This is a genomic window from Streptomyces sp. NPDC097129 (assembly GCF_055668065.1).
Map to the genome: position 1 here is coordinate 737,440 of NZ_JBVOQE010000001.1, position 23,000 is coordinate 760,439.

Below are 23,000 nucleotides of genomic sequence, written 5' to 3' on the forward strand. Positions count from 1 at the left end.
GCGTGTTAAATAGACGTAACCTGTTGCAACCCTATGGTGGTCCCGGCCGGTCCGCTCGGCCGCATGTCTTTCGGGGAGTCCCGAGTGGATCGCACGGCTCAGCTCACCGCCCACCGCACCGAGCGGGACACCGCCCACGATCCGCCCTCCACCCGCGCCGAGCTGCACGGCAGAGCCGCAGCCGTGCTGGACGCCAACTGGACCGGCACCTCCACCGTGCCCTCCCGCACCCTGTATCCGCACCAGTGGTCGTGGGACTCGGCGTTCATCGCGATCGGGCTGAGGCACCTCGCGCCGTTACGGGCCCAGACGGAGCTGGAGACGCTGCTGGCCGCCCAGTGGGGCGACGGGCGCGTGCCGCACATCGTCTTCAACCCCGCCGTCCCGCTCGACGCCTACTTCCCCAGCCCCGACTTCTGGCGCTCCTCCGGCGCCGGCCGCGCCGCCGGCGCTCCCCGCACCGTACAGACCTCGGGCATCGTGCAGCCGCCGGTGCACGCGCTGGCCGCCTGGCTGGTGCACCGGGCCGACCCGGAGCTGTCGCGGGCGCGCGGCTTCCTCGCCCGGTTGTATCCCAAGCTGGCCGCCTGGCACCGGTATCTGCTGCACCGCCGCGACCTGGGCGGCGGCGGCCTGGTGTCCGTGGTGCACCCCTGGGAGCAGGGCATGGACAACAGCCCCTGCTGGGACGCCCCGCTGGCCCGCGTCCCCGCCGCCCCGGCCCGCTCCTTCCGCCGCGCCGACCTCGACCACGGCGCCCCCGAGGACCGGCCCACCGACCTGGACTACGGGCGGTACGTGCGGCTGGCCGGCGACTACCGGGATCGCGGATACGCCGACGGCACGAGCGACTTCGCCGTCGAGGACCCCGCCTTCAACGCCCTGCTCATCGCCTCCGAGCACGCCCTCGCACGGATCGCGCACGAGCTGGGCGCGCCCGGCACGGCCCGGCACGCGCGCGCCGGGCGGCTCACCGGGGCGCTCGTGGAGCGGCTGTGGGACCCCGCGCGGTCCATGTTCTTCTGCCGGGACGTCGTCGGCGGCGAGCTGATCGCCGAGCGCGGGGTGTCCGGGCTGATCCCGCTGCTGCTGCCGGAGCTGCCCGGCGAGCAGGCCGACGCGCTGGTCCGCACGCTCGGCGGACCGCACTTCGGGCTGGGCGACACCACCCGTCTGGTGCCCAGCTACGACCTGCTCGGCGACTCCTTCGACCCGCACCGCTACTGGCGCGGGCCTGCCTGGTTCAACACCGGCTGGCTGATCGAGCGGGGGCTGCGGACCCACGGCGAGCGGAAGCGGGCCGACGCGCTCGCGCGGTCGCTGCTGACCTGCGCGGACACCTCCGGTTTCGCCGAGTACGTCGACCCGTACACCGGTGAGCCGTGCGGCACCCGGGACTTCGGCTGGACGGCGGCGCTGACGCTCGACCTGTTGCACGGCACGGCCGGACGGGACGCGGGCGTGTCCCCGGGGGCCGGCGGGACGTTCGGACAGAGCAGCGACAGGAACTGCGGGAACTCGAAGGGGGACCGGGGATGACCGACCGGCATCATCTGCTCGTGTACGCGGGGACGTTCGCCGCCGTGGGCGACGGCGGCGACATCACCGGGGCGCGCGGCGGGCATGTGCCCGACGGGCTCTTCGTCCGGGACGGGCGGCACCTGAGCCGCTGGCAGCTGACCGTCGACGGCGCGGTGCCCGAGACGCTGACGCCGGTCGCGGGCGGGGACACCGCGCGGTGTGTGCTGGTGCCGCGCGGCGGCCGCGACGAGCCGCCCGCGTACACGCTGTTCCGGGAGCAGGCCGTCGGGGACGGTTCGTTCGTGGAGGTGCTGCGGGTCGTCGGCAACCGCCCGGCGCCGGTCACGGTCCGGCTGGCGCTGACCGTCGACGCCGACTTCGCCGACCAGTTCGAGCTGCGCTCCGACCACCGCACCTACGCCAAGCTGGGCGTCGTACGCTCCCGCCGGGTCCTGGACGACGGGGTGGAGTTCACCTACCGGCGCAGCGAGTGGCGCTCGTGCACCACGGTCAGCGCGGACCCCGCCCCGGACGCCGTCGAGGAGACCGGCACGGGCGCGCGGCGGATGGTGTGGACCCTGGACCTGCCGGCGCACGGCACGGCCGAGCTGACGCTGCGGGTGATGGCCCGCCCGCACGGCGAGAAGCGGGCGCTGCGGGTGCCGCGCTCCCCGCGGTCGGTCGCCGACCGGCTGCGGGCCGAGGAGGACCGGTTCGCCGAAGGGGTGGCCTTCCCCACGGGCTGGCCGGAGCTGGCCGCGGCCTGCGCGCGCGGCCTCGCCGACCTCGCCGCGCTCCAGGTGCCGGCGCGCGGACCGGACGGCGAGGAGCTGCGGGTGCCCGCGGCGGGCGCGCCCTGGTACCTGACGCTGCTCGGCCGGGACGCCCTGCTCACCTCGCTGTTCACGCTCCCCTACCGGCCGCGGCCCGCCGCCGACACGCTCCTCGCGCTCGCCGCGACCCAGGCCGGCGAGGACGCGGCGGCCCCGGTCGCCCAGCCCGGCAAGATCGTGCACGAGGTGCGCCACGGCGAGCTGGCGCACTTCGGGCAGGTGCCGTACGGGCGGTACTACGGCTCGGTCGACGCCACCCCGCTCTTCCTCGTCCTGCTCGGGACGTACGTCGAGCAGACCGGCGACACCGGACTGGGCGGCCGGCTCCAGCCGCACGCCCGCGCCGCCGTCGGCTGGATGCTGGACCACGGCGGGCTCACCTCGCGCGGCTACCTCGTCTACCGTGCCGACCGCGGCGGCCTCGCCAACCAGAACTGGAAGGACTCCCCCGGCGCGATCTGCTCCGCCGACGGCACCCGTCCCGGCGGCCCGGTGATGGCGGCGGGCGCCCAGGGCTACGCCTACGACGCGCTGCGCCGCACGGCGTGGCTGGCGCGCACCGTGTGGCGCGACGAGGGGTACGCGGCGCTGCTGGAGCAGGCCGCCACCGGTCTGCGCGACCGTTTCCAGCGGGACTTCTGGATGCCGGAGCACTCCTTCCCGGCGCTGGCGCTGGACGGCTCGGGCCGCCGGGTCGACGCGCTGGCCTCGGACGCCGGGCATCTGCTGTGGTCGGGGCTGCTGGACAAGGAGTACGGCGAGCAGGTGGGCCGGCGCCTGCTGGAGCCGGACTTCTTCTCGGGCTGGGGCGTGCGCACGCTGGCGGCCGGGCAGCCGGCGTACCACCCGCTGTCGTACCACCGGGGTTCGGTGTGGCCGCACGACAACGCGGTCATCGCGCTCGGGCTGGCGCGGTACGGGCTGCACGACGAGGCGCGGATGATCGCGCGCGGGCTGGTCGACGCGGCGGCGGTGAGCGGGCACCGGCTGCCGGAGGTACTGGCGGGGTACGGGCGGGGGGCTCATGCGGAGCCGGTGCCGTATCCCCATGCGTGCGAGCGGGAATCCAGGTCTGCGGCGGCACCGCTCGCCCTTCTGACAGCTGTGGGCGGCGTATAGGGGCCGGGAAGCGCCGTGGGGGGGTCTGTTCTCTGCGGGGGTGCGGGTGGTGCGTGGCCGGTCGCGCCCACGCGGCGGAGCCGCATATCGAACACAGCCCCGCGCCCCTGACCGGCATTGCCGTGCCCGGCATTTCCCAGAACCGTTTGCCGGGTGTTTGCCCACGCTCGTGAACAGGGGTCCGCGGGCCGCCGTATCGGAGGGTGTCGTCGGCCTGCCGTTGGAAGGATCCCGGGTTGTCTCAGGACACCAGTACTCGCGAGCGGGAAGAGAGCGGCGCGGCGCCAGCCGCCGCCCGCCGCTTGCTGCGCGCACCGCGTCCGCGCGCCCGGCTCGCCCGGTGGCGTGCCCGGCATCCGTCCGCCGCCCGGTGGGTGTCCCTCACCGTCACCGTGCTCGCCGCTCTCCTCGTCCAGGTCGCCCTGGAGATGCCGGACACGCAGGCCGGGCTGCGGCCCTCCGCGTTCGTGCGGCTGCCGGCCGAGGCGATCGTCGGGGCGGTCGTGCTGCTGTATCTGCCGCGGCGGCCGCGGATCGTCGCGGCGGCGCTCGCCGGGGCGCTGGTGGGCTGGCTGGCCGTGCTGGACATGCTGGACATCGGCTTCACGGAGTACCTGGGCCGGCCGTTCAACATGATCCTGGACTGGGGGCTGTTCGACGACGCCCGCTCCTACGTCGCGGACTCGCTCGGCTCCACGGCGGCGCTCGGTCTCACGGTGGGCGCCCTCGCTCTCGTCGTGGCTCTGGTCGTCCTCGTCGCGCTGGCCGCCGTGCGCCTCGGCTCGGTGCTCGCCCGGCACCGGGCGCGCGCGGCCCGGGGTGCGCTGATCGCCGGGACGGTGTGGATCACCTGCACGGCGTTCGGGGTGCAGTTCGCCGGCGGCCCGCTGGCCTCGCGGCACGCGGCGACCGTCGCGGAGGCGCAGGCGCGCACCGTGCGGGACACGGTGCGCGACGAGGCCGCGTTCGGCAAGGAGGCCCGGGTCGACGCCTTCGGGAACACCCCGCCGGCCCAGCTCGTGCCGGATCTGCGGGGCAAGGACGTGATCTTCACGTTCATCGAGAGCTACGGCCGCAGCGCCGTGGAGGACCCGGTCATGGCGCCGGGCGTGGACCACACCCTCACCGCGAGCACCGCGGCGCTGGCGAAGGCGGGCTTCCACGCGAAGAGCGGCTGGCTGACGTCGGCGACGTACGGCGGCGGGAGCTGGCTCGGCCACTCCACCTTCATGTCCGGCCTGTGGATCAGCAACCAGCAGCGCTACCGCACGGTCATGGCCAGCGACCACCTGAGTCTGACCAAGGCGTTCGCCAAGACCGGCGCTTGGGACACCGTCGGGGTGATGCCGGGTGTGCAGAAGGCGTGGCCGGAGCAGAGGTACTACGGCCTGGACAAGGTGTACAACGCCTTCCAGCTCGGCTACCGCGGCCCGAAGTTCAGCTGGTCGACGATGCCCGACCAGTTCGCGCTGCAGCAGTTCCAGCAGCGCGAGCACGGCCGCAAGCGGGAAAGGCCGCTGATGTCGGAGATCATCCTGACCTCCAGTCACCAGCCCTGGGCGCCGCTCCCGCAGATGGTCGGCTGGGACCGGCTCGGCGACGGCACGGTCTACGGCGCGATCGAGAAGGCGGGCAAGAAGTCCGCGGACGTCATCGCCGACTCCACCGCCTCCCGCGAGGAGTACGGCAAGTCGATCCAGTACTCGGTGACCGCGCTCACCCAGTGGCTTCAGCGTTACGGCACCGACGACACCGTGCTGGTGTTCCTCGGCGACCACCAGCCGATCGCCCGGGTCAGCGGCAACCACGCCAGCCGGGACGTCCCGGTGTCGATCGTCGCCAAGGACCCGAAGGTGCTGCAGAAGATCGCCGGGTGGGGCTGGACGGACGGGCTGCGGCCCGCGCACACCGCGCCGGTGTGGAAGATGAGCGCCTTCCGCGACCGCTTCCTGACGGCGTACGGGTCCGTCCCCCACCCGTCCGGGAGCTGACCGGGCCTCACCCCTACCGCCCTTCACCCCTACCGGGCCTCCCCCTCCCGAGGCTGACCGGCTGCCGCCGCCCGGCGGCGTTCAGCCGCCGGAGGTGTCCAGCTCGGCGTCCTCGGTGACGCCCGCGCAGTCGTAGGGGTCCTTCAGCCAGCCGTCGGGCAGCACCACGCGGTTGTTGCCGGAGGTGCGGCCGCGCGGGCCGTCGGCGCCGGCCGGCCAGGGCTGGCCGAGGTCCAGCTCGTCCAGCCCGGAGCGCAGGTCCTCCAAGGTGGAGGTGATCGCGAGGCGCTTGCGCATCTCGGAGCCGACGGCGAAGCCCTTGAGGTACCAGGCGACGTGCTTGCGGAAGTCGATCACGCCCCGCGACTCGTCGCCGAGCCACTCGCCGAGCAGGGTAGCGTGCCGGACCATGACGTCGGCGACCTCGCGCAGGGTCGGCCGTACGAAGTCGTCCCGTCCCTCGAAGGCCGCGACCAGGTCGGCGAACAGCCACGGCCGGCCCAGGCAGCCGCGGCCGACGACGACGCCGTCACAGCCGGTCTCGCGGACCATGCGCAGCGCGTCCTCGGCGCACCAGATGTCGCCGTTGCCGAGGACGGGGATCTCCGGCACGTGCTCCTTGAGCCGGGCGATGGCGTCCCAGTCGGCGGTGCCGCCGTAGTGCTGGGCGGTGGTGCGGCCGTGCAGCGCGATGGCGGTGACGCCCTCCTCGACGGCGATGCGGCCGGCGTCGAGGTAGGTGAGGTGGTCGTCGTCGATGCCCTTGCGCATCTTCATCGTCACCGGCAGATCCCCGGCGCCGCTGACGGCCTCGCGCAGGATGGCCCGCAGCAGGTGGCGCTTGTACGGCAGCGCGGAGCCGCCGCCCTTGCGGGTGACCTTCGGGACCGGGCAGCCGAAGTTGAGGTCGATGTGGTCGGCGAGGTTCTCCTCGACGATCATGCGGACGGCCTTGCCGACGGTGGCCGGGTCGACGCCGTACAGCTGGATGGAGCGGGGGCGCTCGCTGTCGTCGAAGCGGATCAGCTGCATGGTCTTGTCGTTGCGCTCGACCAGCGCCCGCGTGGTGATCATCTCGCTGACGAACAGGCCCTTGCCGCCGCTGAACTCCCTGCACAGGGTGCGGAAGGGCGCGTTCGTGATACCCGCCATGGGAGCGAGCACCACCGGCGGCGCGACGGGGTGCGGACCGATTCGCAGCGTGGAGTTCACAGCAGTCGTGGGCGTGCGCATGGCCCCATTGTCGCGTACGCCCGCCACCACCGACCAAAGTAATTAGTTAGGCACACTAGCGATGAGGGGTATTCTGGTCCCATGCCTGAGCTGAGCCCTCGCCGCAGACTGCTCGTGCTCGCGATCTGCTGTATGAGCCTGCTGATCGTGAGCCTCGACGTCACGGCCCTGAACGTGGCCCTGCCCGCCATGCAGCGTGATCTGCACGCGTCGACATCGGGGCTGCAGTGGACGATCGACGCCTACACGCTGGTCCTGGCCTCCCTGCTGATGCTGTCCGGCTCCACCGCCGACCGCGTCGGCCGCAAGCGGGTCTTCATGGCGGGCCTGGTGGTGTTCACGGCCGGATCCGCGCTGTGCTCGCTCGCGCCGAACCTCGACGCCCTGGTGGCCTTCCGCATGGTGCAGGCGGTCGGCGGGTCGATGCTCAACCCGGTCGCGATGTCGATCATCACCAACACCTTCACCGACCCGCGCGAGCGGGCCCGCGCCATCGGCGTGTGGGGCGCGGTCGTCGGCATCTCCATGGCCGCCGGCCCGATGGTCGCCGGAGTGCTGGTGGAGGCGGTCGGCTGGCGGTCGATCTTCTGGCTGAACCTGCCGGTCGGCCTCGCCGCCCTGCTGCTCACCCTGCGCTACGTCCCCGAGTCCCGCGCCCCCAAGGCGCGCCGCCCCGACCCGGTCGGCCAGCTGCTGATCATCGCCCTGTTCGGCGCCCTGACGTACGCGATCATCGAGGCCCCGACCTCCGGCGCCGCCTCCGTGCTGCCCTTCGCGGCGATCGCGCTCACCGCCCTGACCGGCCTGCTCTGGTACGAGCCGCGACGCGACGAACCCCTCATCGACCTGCGCTTCTTCCACTCGGCGCCGTTCAGCGGGGCCACCGTGATAGCGATCAGCGCGTTCGCGGCGCTCGGCGGCTTCCTGTTCCTGTCCACGCTGTACCTGCAGAACGTGCGCGGCCTGAGCGCCCTGCACGCCGGTCTGTGGATGCTGCCGATGGCCGTGCCGACGTTCCTGTGCGCCCCGCTGTCCGGGCGGCTGGTCGGCTCCCGCGGCCCGCGGCTGCCCCTGCTGATCGCGGGCGTGGCCATGACCGCGAGCGCGGTGCTGTTCGCCGCGTTCGAGGCGGAGACGTCCAATGTGACGCTGTTCGTCGGGTACGTGCTCTTCGGCATCGGCTTCGGCTTCGTGAACGCGCCGATCACCAACACCGCGGTGTCGGGCATGCCGCGCGCCCAGGCCGGAGTGGCCGCCGCGGTCGCCTCCACGAGCCGGCAGCTGGGGCAGACGCTCGGCGTGGCGGTGGTCGGTGCGCTCCTTGCCTCCGGCGTGGCGGGGTCGTCGTACCGGGAGGCGTTCGTCTCCGCGGCGAAACCGGGCTGGTGGGTGCTGGTCTTTTGCGGAGTGGCGGTGCTGGTGCTCGGGATTGTGAGCAGTGGGCGTTGGGCGCGTGGGACTGCGTCGCGTACGGCTGAGAGGCTTGAGTCGGACGAGGTGCGGCAGGTTGTGGGGGCTTCTGAGCGCGCCTAACTGCGGGTGGTCTGTGGCTGGTCGCGCCCACGCGGCGGAGCCGCACAATGTCAGGCCCCGCGCCCCTTTACGGTCATGCCCCGCGCCCCTTCACGGCGTATTCGTGCAGTTGCTCGAGACGTGCCCGCGTTTCTTCGTCCGCCGGGACGTACGTGACCATGCGCGCCCCTATCTCGGGGTTGAGCCACAGGTCCGTGTGGTCCAGGACCAGGCGGCCCACGTACTTGTTGAGGAACTCCTTGCGCTTGGTGCGGTGGGCGACGACCTCGTGGCGGTCCCAGGCCTCGCGGAAGTCCGGGGACTGGTCGCGCAGCCGCTTGAGGAGCATCTTCCAGGCGGGTTCGCCGAGGTGGCCGGCCATCGCGGCGCGGAAGCGGGCCGCCATCAGCCGCTGGGCCTCCTGGAGGTGCACGATCGAGGACTGCCAGTCCGGGTGGGTGTACGACAGGATCAGGCAGTTGCGGTCCTCGGGCGGTACCGCGTCCAGGTCGCACATCAGCAGGCCGTAGGTGCGGTTGTAGCCGACGATGTCGTACCGCTCGTTCTGGATGGCCGCCGGGACCGGTTCGAGCTGCTCCAGCAGGGCCCGCACCGCGGGGGTCACCGACGGGCAGCTCTGTGCCGGGCTCGGGTCGACGGCGCCGGCCAGCTGGAAGAGGTGGGCGCGTTCGGTGCCGTCGAGCTGGAGGGTCCGGGCGAGGGAGTCCAGCACCTGCACGGAGACCTGGATGTCGCGGGCCTGCTCCAGCCACGTGTACCAGGTGACGCCGACCGCGGAGAGCTGGGCGACCTCCTCGCGGCGCAGCCCGGGGGTGCGGCGCCGGCGGCCCCGGGGCAGGCCGACCTGCTCGGGGGTGAGGCGCTCACGGCGGCTGCGCAGGAAGGCGGCCAGCTCGTGGCGGCGGATATCGGTGCCGTGCGGGGCGGCGGCGGGCTGCGTCTCCTGGGCCAGCATGGTCATGGTCCCAGCATGCCGCCTCACGGGACCTGTTTCCAGGTAGTGCTGGTACCAGGATAAGGACACTCTGGTACCAGCCTCCGGCCGGGCGCAGGCTCGGTGGCGTGACCGAGACCCTCACTTCACGCCCTGTCCGATCCGACCCTGCCACACCGCCCGCGCTGAGCGGGCCCGGATTGTTCGCGGTGCTGCTCGCGGCGGCACTGCCGCTGATCGACTTCTTCATCGTCAACGTCGCCCTGCCCACCATCGGCCGGGATCTGCGGGCCGGTGAGTCCGTGCTGGAGCTGGTCGTCGCCGGGTACGGCGTCGCGTACGCGGTGCTGCTCGTCCTCGGCGGGCGGCTCGGCGACCTGTTCGGCCGGCGGCGGCTCTTCCTCGCCGGGATGGCCGCGTTCGGCGTGACCTCGCTGGCGTGCGGGCTCGCCCCGGACGCCTGGACCCTGGTCGCCGCCCGCGTGGCGCAGGGCGCCGCGTCGGCGGCGATGCTGCCGCAGGTGCTGGCCACCATCCAGTCGGCCACCTCCGGCGCGCGCCGGGCCCGGGCGATGGGCCTGTACGGCGCGACGGCCGGCCTGGCCATGGTGGCGGGGCAGATCCTCGGCGGTCTGCTGGTCGCCGCCGACCTGTGGGGCACCGGCTGGCGCTCGGTGTTCCTGGTCAACGTGCCGGTCGTGGCGGTGGGTCTGCTGCTGGCCGCGCGGACGGTGCCGGAGACCCGTTCGCAGCGTCCGGAGCCGGTGGACGGCCCCGGCACGGTGCTGCTGGCCGTCGCGCTGCTGACGCTGCTGGCTCCGCTCACCGAGGGCCGGGCGGCGGGCTGGCCGCTGTGGACGTGGCTGTCGCTGGCCGCGTTCCCCTTCGCGGCGGCCGCCTTCTTCGTGGTGGAACGCCGGGCGGACCGGGCCGGCCGTACGCCGCTGGTGCCGCCCAGCCTGTTCGCGCTGACGTCACTGCGCCGGGGGCTGGTGCTGATCCTGCCGTTCTCGATCGGCTTCAGCGGTTTCATGTTCGTCGTCGCCGTCGCCCTCCAGCAGGGCGCGGGGCTGGGCCCGGTGCCGGCCGGACTGGCGCTGGCGCCGCTGGCCGTGACGTTCTTCTTCACCTCCCTGGCCGGTCCGCGCCTGGTGGCCCGGTACGGCACGCGGGTCGTCACCGCGGGCGCGGCGCTCCAGGGCGTCGGGCTGGCGCTGATCGCGCTGGCGGCCTGGTGGTCCTGGCCGCACCTGGGCGTCGTGGAACTCCTGCCGGGCGGGGCGGTCGCCGGTGTCGGCCAGGCCCTGCAACTGCCCGTGATCTACCGGGTGGTCCTCTCCGAGGTGCCGCCCGCGCGGGCCGGTGTCGGCAGCGGCGTGATGTCGACGACGCAGCAGGCGTCCCTGGCGCTGGGTGTGGCCACGCTCGGCACCCTCTTCCTGTCGCTGACCCCCGGGACCGGCATGCGCGACGCCCTGATCACGGTGCTGCTGGTCCAGCTGGCCGGGGTGGCGCTGACGGGCCTGCTGAGCCTGCGGCTGCCGCGGACGGTGGGCTGAGCGATGAGTCCGGGCGCCGTCGCCGGTCGTATCCCCCGTATCGACGCGCCCGCACCGGCGGAAGGCCGAAGGATGACCAGCACGAGCAGCACGCTGTACGGCACCCTGCGCCGACGGGTCGACGACGGGACCGTTCCCGGGGCGGTCGCCCTCGTCGCGCGGGGCGGTGACGTCGAGGTGGCCGCCGTCGGCTCGGCGGACGCCGGCGGCACCGTCCCGATGAGCCGGGAGTCGATCTTCCGGATCGCCTCGGTCACCAAGCCCATCATGGCGGCGGCGGTGCTGACGCTGGTCGAGGAGGGCCGCGTCGCGCTGGGCGACCCGATCGCCGAGTGGCTGCCGGAGCTGGCGAAACCGTGCGTGGTCCGCACGCCGGAGGGCCCTGTCGACGACGTGGTGCCGGCGGGCCGCCCGATCACCGTGGAGGACCTGCTGACCTCCCGCCCCGGCTGGGGCCTGCCCTCGGACTTCTCGCTGCCGGCTGCCCAGGCTCTGTTCGCGGTGCAGGACCACAGCCGGCCCCTGCAGAGCTGGCCCGGCCCGGACGTCTGGCTGGCCCGGCTCGCCGAGGTGCCGCTGCTGCACCAGCCGGGCGAGGCCTGGCTGTACGGCACGGCGTCCGCCCTGCAGGGGCTGCTGGCCTCCCGGGTGACCGGCATGGCGCTGCCGGAGTTCCTGGCGGAGCGGATCTTCGAGCCGCTGGGGATGAAGGACACCGCGTTCGACGTCCCGGCGGCGAAACGGGACCGGTTCACCTGGGCCTACCGCCCTTCGGAGAACGGCGGCCTGGAGCTCGCGGACACCCCCGACGGCCAGTTCAGCAGCGTTCCGCGCTTCCCTTCGGGGGGCGGCGGGCTGGTCTCGACCGCCGACGACTGGCTGGCCTTCGCCCGCATGCTCCTGTCCGGGGGCGGTGACCTGCTGTCCCCCGCCTCGGTGAGCCGGATGACCGGCAACCACCTCACCGCGGCGCAGCGCGAGAACGCCACGCTCTTCCTGGAGGGACAGGGCTGGGGCTACGGCGGCTCGGTCGACGTGGCCCCGCTCGACCCGTGGAACGTGCCCGGCCGCTACGGCTGGATCGGCGCCACCGGCACGACGGCCCACGTGATCCCGGCGACGGACACGGTCACGATCCTGCTGACCCAGGCGGCCATGACCGGCCCGGCCCCGACCCCGCTGATGCGGGAGTTCTGGCGGGCGTGCGCCTGAGCCTCCGGCCCGTTCGGACGGTTCGGACGGTTCGGACGGTTCGGACGGCGGGGGGTCAGCGGGCCGCCGTCAGTCCCCGCAGGACCAGATCCACGACCGCCGTGAAGTCCGCCTCGATGGCCGGGTCCTTCCACTCGGCCGCGTGGCACGGGTCGTGGAAGCGGCCGGTGGCGTGGAAGACGGCGCGGGCCGCGGCGGCGGGGTCGGCGGCGGTGAAGTCACCCGCGCTGACGCCGTCCTCGATGATCCGGGTCAGCTGGGCGGTGAGGTCGGCGATGTGCTCGCCGACGGCTGTGCCGTTCTCCCCGGTCAGCACCGTGTAGGTGGCGAACAGCTCGGGGTCGTCGCCCGCCTTGTGCCGCTTGGCCTCGAACAGGGCGGCGAGCCACTCCCGCAGCCGTTCCCCGGGGGGCGTGTCCGCTTCCGTGATGCCGGCGAGCCGCGCCGAGGTGCGGTCCAGCCACCGCTTGGTCACCGCCTCCCGCAGCGCGGCCTTCGTCCGGAAGTGCCGGTAGACACTGCCGTGGCTGACCCCGAGCGCGCGGGCCACGTCCACCACGGTCGCCTTGGCCGGTCCGTGGCGGCGCAGCACCTCCTCCGTCGCTGCGAGGATGCGCTCGGCGGTCAGGGTCTCGGTGGGCGGTGCCATGCCTAGACCGTACCCGGCGCCGGAATCACTTCTCGCTGTCGAGGTGTGCCATCTGCGCCTGCGGGTAGCGCTCGCCGGCCGCCGCGTCCGCCGGCACGGCCTTCTCGATCGCCGCGAGGTCGGCGTCGTCCAGCGTCAGGTCCAGCGCGCCGAGCGACTCGGTGAGCCGCTCGCGGGTGCGGGCGCCGATGAGCGGGACGATGTCCTCCCCGCGCGAGAGCACCCAGGCGATGGCGGTCTGCGCGACGCCGGCGCCCTTCTGCCCGGCGATCTCGCGCAGGGCGTCGACGAGGTTCAGGTTGTGCTCGAGGTTCGCGCCCTGGAAGCGGGGCGAGTGGGCGCGGAAGTCGCCGGCGGCGAGCTGCCGGTCGCGGGAGAAGTGGCCGGAGATCAGTCCGCGGGAGAGCACCCCGTACGCGGTGACGCCGATGCCCAGCTCGCGCACGGTGGGGAGGATCTCCTCCTCGATCCCGCGGGAGATGAGCGAGTACTCGATCTGGAGGTCGCTGATCGGGGCGGTGGCGGCGGCCTTGCGGACGGTGTCGGCGCCGACCTCGCTCAGGCCGATGTGCCGTACGTACCCCTTGTCGACCAGGTCGGCGATCGCGCCGACGGTCTCCTCGATCGGCACGTCCGGGTCGATCCGGGCGATGCGGTAGACGTCGATGTGGTCGACGCCGAGGCGCTGCAGGGAGTAGGCGGCGAAGTTCTTCACGGCGGCGGGCCGGCCGTCGTAGCCGCTCCAGCTGCCGTCGGGGTCGCGCAGGGCGCCGAACTTCACGCTGACCAGGGCCTGTTCGCGGCGTGCGGGGGGCGCGGTGCGCAGGGCCTCGCCGATGAGCATCTCGTTGTGGCCCATGCCGTAGAAGTCGCCGGTGTCGAGCAGGGTGACGCCCGCTTCGAGGGCGGCGTGGAGGGTGGCGATCGACTCCGCGCGGTCCGCGTCGCCGTACAGGGCGGACATGCCCATGCAGCCGAGGCCGAGGGCGGAGACCTGGGGGCCGGTGGTGCCGAGGTTTCGGGTACGCATCGTCGTCATGCGTCCAGAGTGGCATGACAGGTGACAGATTTCAATATCTGTCACTCCAATCTTGTCAGCATGTTGGCGTTTCACTGCCGCGCCACGTTGAGAATCCGGGTAAGAGATCCCCCCGCCGACACCCGTCCCCACCTGCGGGTTTCAGAAGGCGCAGGGGGTTTCTCACCGCACGCTCACCCCGGTGCGTTCGCCGGGGGCGGGTCGCGGGCGAAGGCTGGTGGGGAAGCGTCCTGCATCCCCAAGGAGCCGAAGATGAAGACCACGTTCCGTGGACGCTGCGGCCGCGTGCTCACGGTCGGCGCCGTGTCCGCCGCGCTGATGGCGGGCGGGACGGCGGGGGCCCTCGCCGCCACTTCACCGAGCCCGTACCCGCACCACACCACGCACAGCGGCAGCAGCCACTCCACGGCCGCCTCGATCACCGTCAAGGCCGACCACACGACCGTGAAGACGGGCCAGAAGGTGATGTTCACCGGCCGCACCAAGGGCCTGAAGGTGGGCACCACGCTGGTGCTGCAGAGCCAGCACAACGGCAAGTGGACGTCCCTGAAGGAGCACACCACCGTCAAGAAGGGAAGCAGCTACCGGCTCACCGCCGGCTTCAACACCAAGGGCACCGAGCATCTGCGGGTCGCCGCGGGCATGGTGCACTCCCCGACGGTGACGGTCAAGGTCACCTGAGGAGCCCGCGAGCCCGCACGGGCACGCACCGCCCAGGCATGCGCGAAGGCCCACCCCTGGATGCAGGGGTGGGCCTTCGCGTGTGCCGGCGGGCGGCCTCAGCAGCCGATCAGGCGGGAGGCGAGGTAGCCCTCGATCTGGTCCAGGGAGACGCGCTCCTGCTTCATCGAGTCGCGCTCACGGACGGTCACCGCGTTGTCGTCCAGCGTGTCGAAGTCGACCGTCACGCAGTACGGCGTACCGATCTCGTCCTGGCGGCGGTAGCGGCGGCCGATGGCGCCGGCGTCGTCGAACTCGATGTTCCAGTGCTGACGCAGCGCCTGGGCGAGACCCTTGGCCTTCGGGGACAGCTCGGGGTTGCGGGACAGCGGCAGCACCGCGGCCTTCACCGGCGCGAGGCGGTGGTCCAGGCGCAGCACGGTCCGCTTCTCCATCTTGCCCTTGGCGTTCGGCGCCTCGTCCTCGACGTAGGCGTCGAGGAGGAAGGCCAGCATGGCGCGGCCGACACCGGCCGCGGGCTCGATGACGAACGGCGTCCAGCGCTCGCCGGCCTCCTGGTCGTAGAAGGCCAGGTCCTGGCCGGAGGCCTTGGAGTGGGCGCTCAGGTCGTAGTCGGTGCGGTTGGCGACGCCCTCCAGCTCGCCCCACTCGCTGCCGCCGAACTGGAAGCGGTACTCGATGTCGGCGGTGCGCTTGGAGTAGTGGGAGAGCTTCTCCTTCGGGTGCTCGAACCAGCGCATGTTCTCCGTACGCAGGCCGAGGCCCGTGTACCAGTTCCAGCGCTGCTCCATCCAGTACTCCTGCCACTGCTCGTCCTCGCCGGGCTTGACGAAGAACTCCATCTCCATCTGCTCGAACTCGCGGGTGCGGAAGATGAAGTTGCCCGGCGTGATCTCGTTGCGGAACGACTTGCCCATCTGGGCGATGCCGAACGGCGGCTTGCGGCGCGAAGTGGTCTGCACCTGGGCGAAGTTGGTGAAGATGCCCTGAGCGGTCTCGGGACGCAGGTAGGCGACGGAGCCGGAGTCCTGGGTCGGGCCGAGGTGCGTCGACAGCAGACCGGAGAACTGCTTGGGCTCGGTGAACTGGCCCTTGTTGCCGCAGTTCGGGCAGTTGATGTCGGCGAGGCCGTTCTCGGGGGCGCGGCCCTTCTTCTCCTCGTAGGCCTCCTCCAGGTGGTCCGCGCGGAACCGCTTGTGGCAGGAGGTGCACTCGGTGAGCGGGTCGGTGAAGGTGGCGACGTGGCCGGAGGCGACCCAGACCTCGGGGGCCAGGATCACGGACGAGTCGATACCGACCACGTCCTCGCGCGACGTCACCATGTAGCGCCACCACTGGCGCTTGATGTTCTCCTTGAGCTCGACACCCAGCGGTCCGTAGTCCCAGGCGGCACGCTGTCCGCCGTAGATCTCACTGCACGGGAAAACGAAGCCACGGCGCTTGCTCAGGCTGACGATGGTGTCGATCTTGTCGGCGGCCACGGTGCTCTCTTCATTACGACGACGGGCGACGAAGCGAGATGCTTCCAGCGAATGCTTCAGCGTACCGGCGCGGGCTCCCCCTCAACCAAATCGGGGGCCCGGCCGGACGGGCAAAACGGGGCCGGTCCGGCGCTCTCAGCAGGCTTGTTGACAACGGTTTCCATATTTGTTGAAAATGACTGTCATGAACGTACGACGACGCCTCATATCCGCGGTCGCGGCCACCGCCGTCACCGCTGCCGGGATCGGCACCCTGACCGCCTGCGGCGGTGACAGCACGGCCGCCGGCAACACGGACAAGTTCGACGTCGTCGCGTCCTTCTACCCGATGGCCTATCTCGCCGAGCAGATCGGCGGCGGCCATGTGCACGTCACCAGCCTCACCGCGCCCGGCCAGGAACCGCACGACCTGGAGATCAGCGCCCGGCAGCGGGGCCGGCTGGAGCAGTCCGACGCGGTGCTCTACCTCAAGGGCCTGCAGCCGGCCGTCGACGAGGCCGTCGGCCAGTCCGAGGCCCGCACCAAGATCGACGCCGCCTCCCTGACCACCCTGGAGAAGCACGGCAACGAGGTCGGCGGACACGCCGCCGAGCACGACCACGAGCACGGCGAGGAGAGCGGCGGCAACGACCCGCACATCTGGCTGGACCCGGTGCGCTACGCCGAGGTCGCCCGGGGCGTCGGCGCCGCCTTCGCCAAGGCCGACCCCGCCCACGCCGCGGACTACCGCAAGAACACCGGCGCGCTGGTCGGCAAGCTCGACGCCCTGAACGCCGAGTTCGCCGCCGGGCTGAAGAACACCAGGACCAAGGTCTTCCTCACCACCCACGCCGCCTTCGGCTACCTCGCCGAGCGCTACGGCCTGACCGAGGAGGCCATCAACGGTCTCGACCCGGAGTCGGAGCCGAGCGCCGCCCGCGTGAAGGAGCTGGAGCAGATGGCGAAGGCCGACCACGTCTCCACCGTCTTCTACGAGACCCTCGTCAGCGACAAGACCGCCAGGACCGTCGCGAAGGACGCGGGCCTGCGCACCGACGTCCTCGACCCGATCGAGGGCATCACGGACAAGTCCCGCGGCCAGGACTACCTCCAGGTCATGCGGGCCAACCTCAAGGCCCTGCAGACCGCTCTGGGGACCAAGTGACCGACCGACCGGAGGGCGCCATGACCGAGCCCGTCATATCCCTGCGCGGTGTGCGCGCCGAGCTGGGCGCACGGCCCGTACTGCGCGGCATCGACCTGACCGTGCACCGCGGCGAGGTCGTCGCCCTGCTCGGCGCCAACGGCTCCGGCAAGTCCACAGCCGTGCGCACCGTCATCGGCCAGGTGCCGGTCAGCGCCGGCGAGATCGAACTGTTCGGCACCCCGCGCCGCCGCTTCCGGCAGTGGTCACGGGTCGGATACGTCCCACAGCGCACCACCGCCGCGGGCGGCGTCCCGGCGACCGTGACGGAGATCGTCTCCTCGGGCCGGCTCTCCCGCACCCGCTTCGGCGTCTTCCGCAAGACCGACCGGGAGGCCGTACGGCACGCCCTGGAGCTGGTCGGGATGGCGGACCGCGCGGGGGACTCGGTGAACGCCCTGTCCGGCGGGCAGCACCAGCGGGTGCTGATCGCGCGGGCGCTGGCCGCCGCACCCGAACTGCTGATCATGGACGAGCCCATGGCGGGCGTCGACCTGGCCAGCCAGGAGGTGCTCGCACGCACCCTCAAGGGCCAGGTGGAGGCCGGTGCGACGGTCCTGCTGGTGCTGCACGAACTCGGGCCCCTGGAGCCCCTCATCGACCGCGCGGTGGTGCTGCGCGACGGCTGCGTGCTGCACGACGGCCCGCCGCCCAAGGCCGTCGGCCAGCACGCCCTGCCCGGCCACGACCACGTCCACCCGCACGCACCGGCGGGCACCGAACCTCTTCGCACGGGACTGCTGAGCTGATGGAACTCCTCGACTACGCCTTCATGCAGCGGGCGCTGCTCGCCGCCGTCCTGGTCGGCATCACCGCGCCCGCGGTCGGCATCTACCTCGTGCAGCGCCGCCAGGCCCTGATGGGCGACGGCATCGGCCACGTGGCGATGACGGGCGTCGGCCTGGGCTTCCTGCTGTCGGCGTCCCCGGTGTGGATGGCCACCCTGACGTCCGTGCTGGGCGCGGTGCTGATGGAGCTGATCCGCTGGTACGGCAGGACCCGCGGCGACATCGCCCTCGCGATGCTCTTCTACGGCGGCATGGCCGGCGGCGTGATGTTCATCAACCTCGCCCCGACCGGCTCCAACGCGAACCTCACGTCGTACCTCTTCGGCTCCCTGTCGACGGTGTCGCAGTCGGACGTCGTCGCGATCTGCCTGCTCGCCGCGTTCGTGGTGCTGGTCACGCTGGGCCTGCGCCGGCAGCTGTTCGCCGTCAGCCAGGACGAGGAGTTCGCCCGGGTCACCGGGCTGCCGGTGCGGGCGCTGAACCTGCTCACCGCCGTGACCGCCGCGGTGACCGTGACGGTGGCGATGCGCGTGGTCGGGCTGCTGCTCGTGAGCGCGCTCATGGTGGTGCCGGTCGCCGCCGCCCAGCAGCTCACCCGCAGCTTCGCGGCCACGTTCGCGATCGCCGTCGCGATCGGCGTGAGCGTGACCATCGGCGGCACGGTCACCTCGTACTACCAGGACGTGCCGCCCGGCGCGACGATCGTGCTGCTGACCATCGCCGCGTTCATCGCGCTCACCGCGGTGGCCGCCCCGCTGGCCCGGCGCCGCGCCCGGGCCCTGTCCGCCGCGCAGCCCGCCGGCGATCCGGCGGAGTGCACCATCCCGGCCGGCCGGGAAGCGCCGGACGAGATCGGCGTCTGACCGGGGCTTCCCGGCCGGGCTGGCACAATGGCCCGGCAGGGGCAGACGCCGTCGAAGGAGGCAACCGGTGACGACCGCTGGACCGCCCGTGAAGGGCCGCGCCACCCGGCAGCGCGCCGCCGTGGCGGCGGCGCTCGACGAGGTGGACGAGTTCCGCAGCGCGCAGGAACTCCACGACATGCTCAAGCACAAGGGCGACTCCGTCGGGCTCACCACGGTCTACCGCACCCTGCAGTCCCTCGCCGACGCCGGTGAGGTCGACGTCCTGCGCACGTCCGACGGCGAGTCCGTCTACCGCCGCTGCTCCTCCGGCGAGCACCACCACCATCTGGTCTGCCGCTCCTGCGGCAAGGCCGTCGAGGTGGAGGGGCCGGCGGTGGAGAAGTGGGCGGAGGCCATCGCCTCCGAGCACGGGTTCGTGAACGTGGCGCACACGGTGGAGATCTTCGGGACGTGTTCGGACTGCGCGGGGCGCTCCGCGGGTTGAGCCGGTTCGCCTGATCGCCGTTGTCCCTCGGTTCACACGCGCCGTAGGTGTGCGTCCAGGATCTCGCGGAGGCGGTCCACGTCCTCGGGGGTCCGGGCGCCGCGTTTGGCGAGGATGTTGGCGCAGCGGCCCGCTCGGTCGGGGCTGCGGAGGATGAAGACGTGGTCCGACTCGGCGTAGCTGCCGTAGTTGGCCCAGCCGGTGCGGACCTCCGCGTGCGGGCTGACCAGGCGTACGCCCGCAGCCCCGACGGTCACCCGGACCTGGCCGTGGTGCTCGTGCGCCTTGCGCAGCTGGGCGGCCGACAGACGCGGAAGGCAGAGCATCAGCCCGCCCCACACGATCAGCCCGATGCCGATCCCGAGGTTGTCCACGCGGCCGACGACGAGCAGTGCCACTCCGAGCAGGGCGGCCGTCGCCGCCAGCGCCGGGTGGTACAGCAGCCCGAACACCCCTTTTCGCTTGCGCATCAGCAGCCGGACCGCGTCCGTCATGTCCCGCTGCTCGTGGGTGTACTCCAGCTCGACAGCGTCGTCCTGAACGACGTCCCGCCCCATGTCCATGACCATGAGGCGGGATCGTACGGCAACGGCGGTCAGCTCTCCTGGCGGCCCTCCATCGCCAGCAGCTCCTCGTTCGGGATGGCGCCGCCGAAGCGGCGGTCGCGGGAGGCGTACTCCAGGCAGGCCCGCCACAGGTCGCGGCGGTCGAAGTCGGGCCACAGCACGTCCTGGAACACCATCTCGGCATAGGCGGACTGCCAGAGCAGGTAGTTGGAGGTGCGCTGCTCGCCGCTGGGCCGCAGGAACAGGTCGACGTCCGGCATGTCCGGGTAGTACAGGTACTTCGCCAGGGTCTTCTCGTTGACCTTGGACGGGTCGAGACGGCCCGCCCTCACGTCCTCGGCGAGGGCCTGCGCGGCGTCGGCGATCTCCGCGCGGCCGCCGTAGTTCATGCAGAAGTACAGGGTGAGGCGGTCGTTGTCCTTGGTCTGCTCCTGGGCGATCTGGAGCTCCTTGGCGACGGACTTCCACAGCTTGGGCATCCGGCCGACCCAGCGCACCCGCACGCCCAGTTCGTCGAGGGTGTCGCGGGTCTTGCGGATGAAGTCGCGGTTGAAGTTCATCAGGAAGCGGACCTCGTCGGGCGAGCGCTTCCAGTTCTCGGTGGAGAAGGCGTACAGCGAGATGCTGCCCACGCCCATCTCGATGGCGCCCTGGAGGACGTCCAGGACGCGCTCGGCGCCGACCTTGTGGCCCTCGGTGCGGGGCAGCCCGCGCTCCTTGGCCCAGCGGCCGTTGCCGTCCATGACGATCGCCACGTGGCCGGGGACCAGCTCGCCGAGGGTCGGGGGCCGCGCGCCGGACGGGTGCGGCTCCGGCGTCCTGTACTCACGGCGCTGGCGCCCCAGGAACCCGCGTACGGCCATGTGCTTCTCGTCTCCTTCGGCTGTTTCTACTGTTCGACGTACCGGAGGGAACGCAGGCCGCGCTCCAGATGCCAGTGCAGGTAGGCGGAGACCAGTCCGTTGCCCTCCCGGACGTGCCGCGGCTCGCAGGCGTCCGCGGTCTCCCAGTCTCCCGTAAGCAGCGCGCCGAGCAGCGCCAGGGTCTGCGGGGAGGGCACCACACAGCCGGGCACCCGGCAGTCGACGCACAGGGAGCCGCCGGAGGCGACGGAGAAGAACCGGTTGGGGCCGGGCATGCCGCACTTGGCGCAGTCGGTGAAGCTCGGCGCGTAGCCGTTGACGGCGAGCGAGCGCAGCAGGAAGGCGTCGAGGATCAGGTGCGGCGCGTGCTCGCCGCGGGCGAGCGTGCGCAGCGCGCCCACCAGCAGCAGGTACTGCTGGACGGCCGGTTCGCCCTCGTGGTCGGTGAAGCGCTCGGCGGTCTCCAGCATGGCCGTCCCGGCGGTGTACCGGGCGTAGTCGGTGACGATCCCGCCGCCGTACGGGGCGATGGTCTCACTCTGCGTGCACAGCGGCAGGCCCCGGCCCACCAGCTCACTGCCCCGCGCGAAGAACTGCACGTCGACGTGGGAGAAGGGCTCCAGCCGGGCCCCGAACTTCGACTTGGTCCGCCGTACCCCCCGGGCCACGGCCCGCACCCGCCCGTGCCCGCGCGTCAGCAACGTGATGATGCGGTCCGCCTCACCAAGCTTCTGGGTGCGCAGCACGATGCCGTCGTCGCGGAACAGGCTCATGGACCCATTGTGCCCTCAGGAGGAGACCGGACAGGACCGGTCACGGAGTGTGCACGATCGTTCACCTCTGCCTTCGGCGGTTCCGGGCCTTGCGGGTGCCGCCGCGCCCTGCCGGGGGTAAACCCCCGTACGGACAAGGCAGTTGGCCGGATGGGGCGGTGGGCTGCGATCGGCGAGGCTCCTCGGCATGATCTCGATGAAGCGCCACGGAGCGCTCGCCGCCGCCTCCGCCGTCCTGCTGTCCCTCGCCGCGCCGCTCACGGCGACCGCCGCGCCCGCCGGGCGGCCGGCCCTCGTCTGGGGGTCGTGTCCCGGCGCCGCCCCCGGCTCGCCGCAGGAGTGCGCCACCCTCGCCGTCCCGCTGGACCACAGCCGTCCGGGCGGGCCGGTGATCGACCTCGTCCTCTCGCGGGTGCGCAGCGAGAACCCCGGGGCGCGGCGCGGTGTGCTGCTGATGATTCCCGGCGGGCCGGGCGGCTCCAGCCTGGACGATCCCTCGGGCAAGGGGCAGAAGCTGCCGAAGGAGGTCCGCGACGCCTACGACCTGGTCGGGTTCGCGCCGCGCGGCATGGCCCCCTCGACGGCCGTCGACTGCGGCCTCGACCACGCCGACCTGGCCACCTCCCGGCTGCGGCCCTGGCCGGACGCGGACGGCTCGGTCGCCGGGAACCTGGCCACCGCCCGCCGCACGGCCGACGCCTGCGCGCGCAACGGCGGTGAGCTGCTGCGGCACCTGAGCACCGTCGACGTGGCCCGCGACATCGACCGCATCCGGGCCGCGCTGGGCGAGCGGCGCATCTCGGCGTGGGGCGTGTCGTACGGGACGTATGCCGGGGCCGTCTACGGCCAGCTGTTCCCGCAGCGCACGGACCGGATCGTGCTGGACAGCAACGACGACCCCGATCCCGCCCGGGTCTCGCGGGCCTGGCTGGCCGGGCACGAGCAGGGCGTGGAGGACGTGTTCCCCGAGTTCGCGAAGCGGGTGTCGGCGCCCGGTCACCCCTACCGGGTCGCGGACACACCTGAAGGCGTCCGCGAGGAGTTCCTGCGGCTGGCCGCCGAGCTGGACCGCCGGCCGATCCCCTGGCCCGGCGCCAACCCCCCGGAGCTGAACGGCAACGTGCTGCGCCAGACCATGCTGGACAGCCTGTACGACCCCGACCAGTTCGACGGTCTGGCGAAGCTGATGGTGGACGCCCGCAAGGGCACGCTGCCGCCGGCGCCGGCCGGCCCGCCGGAGCCGGTGCTGCAGAACGTGGCCGCGGTGGGCGCCGCGACGCTGTGCAACGACGTGGCGTGGCCGACGGACGCGGCGGTCTACCAGAAGGACGTCGACGTGAGCCGCAAGGCGTACCCGCTGACCGCGGGCATGCCGCGCAATGCGATGCTGTGCGCCGCGTGGCCGTACCCGCCGCGGCAGGCGCCGGTGCGGATCACCGGCCGGGGGCCGTCGAACATCCTGCTCGTGCAGAACGAACGGGACGTGGCCACCCCGCTCGCCGGGGCCCGCAGGCTCCGCGAGGCGCTGGGCCGGCGCGCGGTCATGGTCACCGTGAACTCCACGGGCCACGACGCCTATCTCGCCAACGGCAACGCGTGCGGCGACGACACGGTCTCCCGCTTCCTGGCCACGGGTGAGCGGCCGGACGGTGACACGTACTGCCGTTGACCATCTTCCGGCCCCGGGCAACC

At 72.5% G+C, this 23,000-nt stretch carries 20 protein-coding genes; 12 read left to right on the forward strand and 8 right to left on the reverse strand.

Annotated features, from left to right (window positions below; translation table 11 throughout):
• The first annotated feature begins 84 nt into the window (after positions 1–84).
• From AC0B9F_RS03325 to AC0B9F_RS03335, 3 genes are all read left to right on the forward strand, one after another.
• Entirely contained in the window at positions 85–1,539 is a 1,455-nt protein-coding gene (locus tag AC0B9F_RS03325; RefSeq protein WP_471998514.1) for an MGH1-like glycoside hydrolase domain-containing protein, read from the forward strand.
• Entirely contained in the window at positions 1,536–3,473 is a 1,938-nt protein-coding gene (locus AC0B9F_RS03330) for an amylo-alpha-1,6-glucosidase (protein ID WP_471998515.1), read from the forward strand. The genes AC0B9F_RS03325 and AC0B9F_RS03330 overlap by 4 nt, the downstream gene beginning before the upstream one ends.
• A gap of 236 nt (positions 3,474–3,709) precedes the next feature.
• Entirely contained in the window at positions 3,710–5,464 is a 1,755-nt protein-coding gene (locus AC0B9F_RS03335; protein WP_471998516.1) for an alkaline phosphatase family protein, read from the forward strand.
• Positions 5,465–5,545: 81 nt separating this feature from the next.
• On the opposite strand, the gene dusB is transcribed toward AC0B9F_RS03335, so the two are convergent.
• Complete coding sequence (gene dusB / locus AC0B9F_RS03340) at positions 5,546–6,697, reverse strand: tRNA dihydrouridine synthase DusB (protein ID WP_471998517.1); 1,152 nt, start codon at positions 6,695–6,697, stop codon at positions 5,546–5,548.
• A gap of 81 nt (positions 6,698–6,778) precedes the next feature.
• Here dusB and AC0B9F_RS03345 point away from each other — a divergent pair, with 81 nt between their 5' ends.
• Positions 6,779–8,230: an MFS transporter gene (locus tag AC0B9F_RS03345; RefSeq protein ID WP_471998518.1), complete on the forward strand. Its 1,452-nt coding sequence runs from the start codon at positions 6,779–6,781 to the stop codon at positions 8,228–8,230.
• Positions 8,231–8,303: 73 nt separating this feature from the next.
• On the opposite strand, the gene AC0B9F_RS03350 is transcribed toward AC0B9F_RS03345, so the two are convergent.
• The gene (locus tag AC0B9F_RS03350) at positions 8,304–9,191 is read right to left on the reverse strand and encodes a helix-turn-helix transcriptional regulator (RefSeq protein ID WP_471998519.1); all 888 of its coding nucleotides are present in this window, start codon (positions 9,189–9,191) and stop codon (positions 8,304–8,306) included.
• Positions 9,192–9,292: 101 nt separating this feature from the next.
• On the opposite strand from AC0B9F_RS03350, the gene AC0B9F_RS03355 reads away from it, so the two are divergent.
• Positions 9,293–10,723 carry an MFS transporter gene (locus AC0B9F_RS03355; RefSeq protein ID WP_471998520.1) on the forward strand — a complete coding sequence of 477 codons (1,431 nt, stop codon included), beginning with the start codon at positions 9,293–9,295 and terminating at the stop codon, positions 10,721–10,723.
• A gap of 72 nt (positions 10,724–10,795) precedes the next feature.
• Positions 10,796–11,935 carry a serine hydrolase domain-containing protein gene (locus tag AC0B9F_RS03360; RefSeq protein WP_471998521.1) on the forward strand — a complete coding sequence of 380 codons (1,140 nt, stop codon included), beginning with the start codon at positions 10,796–10,798 and terminating at the stop codon, positions 11,933–11,935.
• Positions 11,936–11,990: 55 nt separating this feature from the next.
• Here the strand turns inward: AC0B9F_RS03360 and AC0B9F_RS03365 are convergent, their stop codons facing one another.
• Both AC0B9F_RS03365 and AC0B9F_RS03370 read right to left on the reverse strand, forming a co-directional pair.
• Positions 11,991–12,584, reverse strand: a complete 594-nt coding sequence (locus AC0B9F_RS03365) for a TetR/AcrR family transcriptional regulator (protein WP_471998522.1) — start codon at positions 12,582–12,584, stop codon at positions 11,991–11,993.
• Between the two features lie 25 nt (positions 12,585–12,609).
• Positions 12,610–13,614, reverse strand: coding sequence for an aldo/keto reductase (locus AC0B9F_RS03370; protein ID WP_471998993.1), 1,005 nt, complete (start codon positions 13,612–13,614; stop codon positions 12,610–12,612).
• 261 nt (positions 13,615–13,875) lie between these two features.
• Here AC0B9F_RS03370 and AC0B9F_RS03375 point away from each other — a divergent pair, with 261 nt between their 5' ends.
• Entirely contained in the window at positions 13,876–14,304 is a 429-nt protein-coding gene (locus tag AC0B9F_RS03375; protein WP_471998523.1) for a hypothetical protein, read from the forward strand.
• A gap of 98 nt (positions 14,305–14,402) precedes the next feature.
• On the opposite strand, the gene AC0B9F_RS03380 is transcribed toward AC0B9F_RS03375, so the two are convergent.
• Entirely contained in the window at positions 14,403–15,785 is a 1,383-nt protein-coding gene (locus AC0B9F_RS03380) for a glycine--tRNA ligase (RefSeq protein WP_471998524.1), read from the reverse strand.
• A 184-nt stretch (positions 15,786–15,969) separates the two neighbouring features.
• Between AC0B9F_RS03380 and AC0B9F_RS03385 the strand changes: the two genes are divergently transcribed.
• From AC0B9F_RS03385 to AC0B9F_RS03400, 4 genes are all read left to right on the forward strand, one after another.
• Positions 15,970–16,929, forward strand: a complete 960-nt coding sequence (locus AC0B9F_RS03385) for a metal ABC transporter substrate-binding protein (protein WP_471998525.1) — start codon at positions 15,970–15,972, stop codon at positions 16,927–16,929.
• Positions 16,930–16,949: 20 nt separating this feature from the next.
• Positions 16,950–17,717 (forward strand): metal ABC transporter ATP-binding protein, encoded by a 768-nt coding sequence (locus AC0B9F_RS03390; protein WP_471998526.1) that lies wholly within the window; start codon positions 16,950–16,952, stop codon positions 17,715–17,717.
• Positions 17,717–18,619, forward strand: a complete 903-nt coding sequence (locus AC0B9F_RS03395; RefSeq protein ID WP_471998527.1) for a metal ABC transporter permease — start codon at positions 17,717–17,719, stop codon at positions 18,617–18,619. The genes AC0B9F_RS03390 and AC0B9F_RS03395 overlap by 1 nt, the downstream gene beginning before the upstream one ends.
• Before the next feature lie 67 nt (positions 18,620–18,686).
• Positions 18,687–19,106, forward strand: coding sequence for a Fur family transcriptional regulator (locus AC0B9F_RS03400; protein ID WP_471998528.1), 420 nt, complete (start codon positions 18,687–18,689; stop codon positions 19,104–19,106).
• A 32-nt stretch (positions 19,107–19,138) separates the two neighbouring features.
• Here AC0B9F_RS03400 and AC0B9F_RS03405 read toward each other — a convergent pair whose 3' ends face one another.
• Genes AC0B9F_RS03405 through recO form a run of 3 tightly spaced genes read right to left on the reverse strand, consistent with a single transcriptional unit; the run spans position 19,139 to position 21,308 of the window.
• A complete protein-coding gene (locus AC0B9F_RS03405; protein WP_471998529.1) occupies positions 19,139–19,675 on the reverse strand; it encodes a hypothetical protein in 537 nt (178 codons plus the stop codon).
• Between the two features lie 26 nt (positions 19,676–19,701).
• On the reverse strand, positions 19,702–20,535 hold the full coding sequence (locus AC0B9F_RS03410; protein WP_471998530.1) for an isoprenyl transferase: 834 nt from the start codon (positions 20,533–20,535) through the stop codon (positions 19,702–19,704).
• Between the two features lie 26 nt (positions 20,536–20,561).
• On the reverse strand, positions 20,562–21,308 hold the full coding sequence (gene recO / locus AC0B9F_RS03415; RefSeq protein WP_471998531.1) for a DNA repair protein RecO: 747 nt from the start codon (positions 21,306–21,308) through the stop codon (positions 20,562–20,564).
• 187 nt (positions 21,309–21,495) lie between these two features.
• Here recO and AC0B9F_RS03420 point away from each other — a divergent pair, with 187 nt between their 5' ends.
• A complete protein-coding gene (locus AC0B9F_RS03420; RefSeq protein ID WP_471998532.1) occupies positions 21,496–22,977 on the forward strand; it encodes an alpha/beta hydrolase in 1,482 nt (493 codons plus the stop codon).
• The last annotated feature ends 23 nt before the right edge of the window (positions 22,978–23,000 follow it).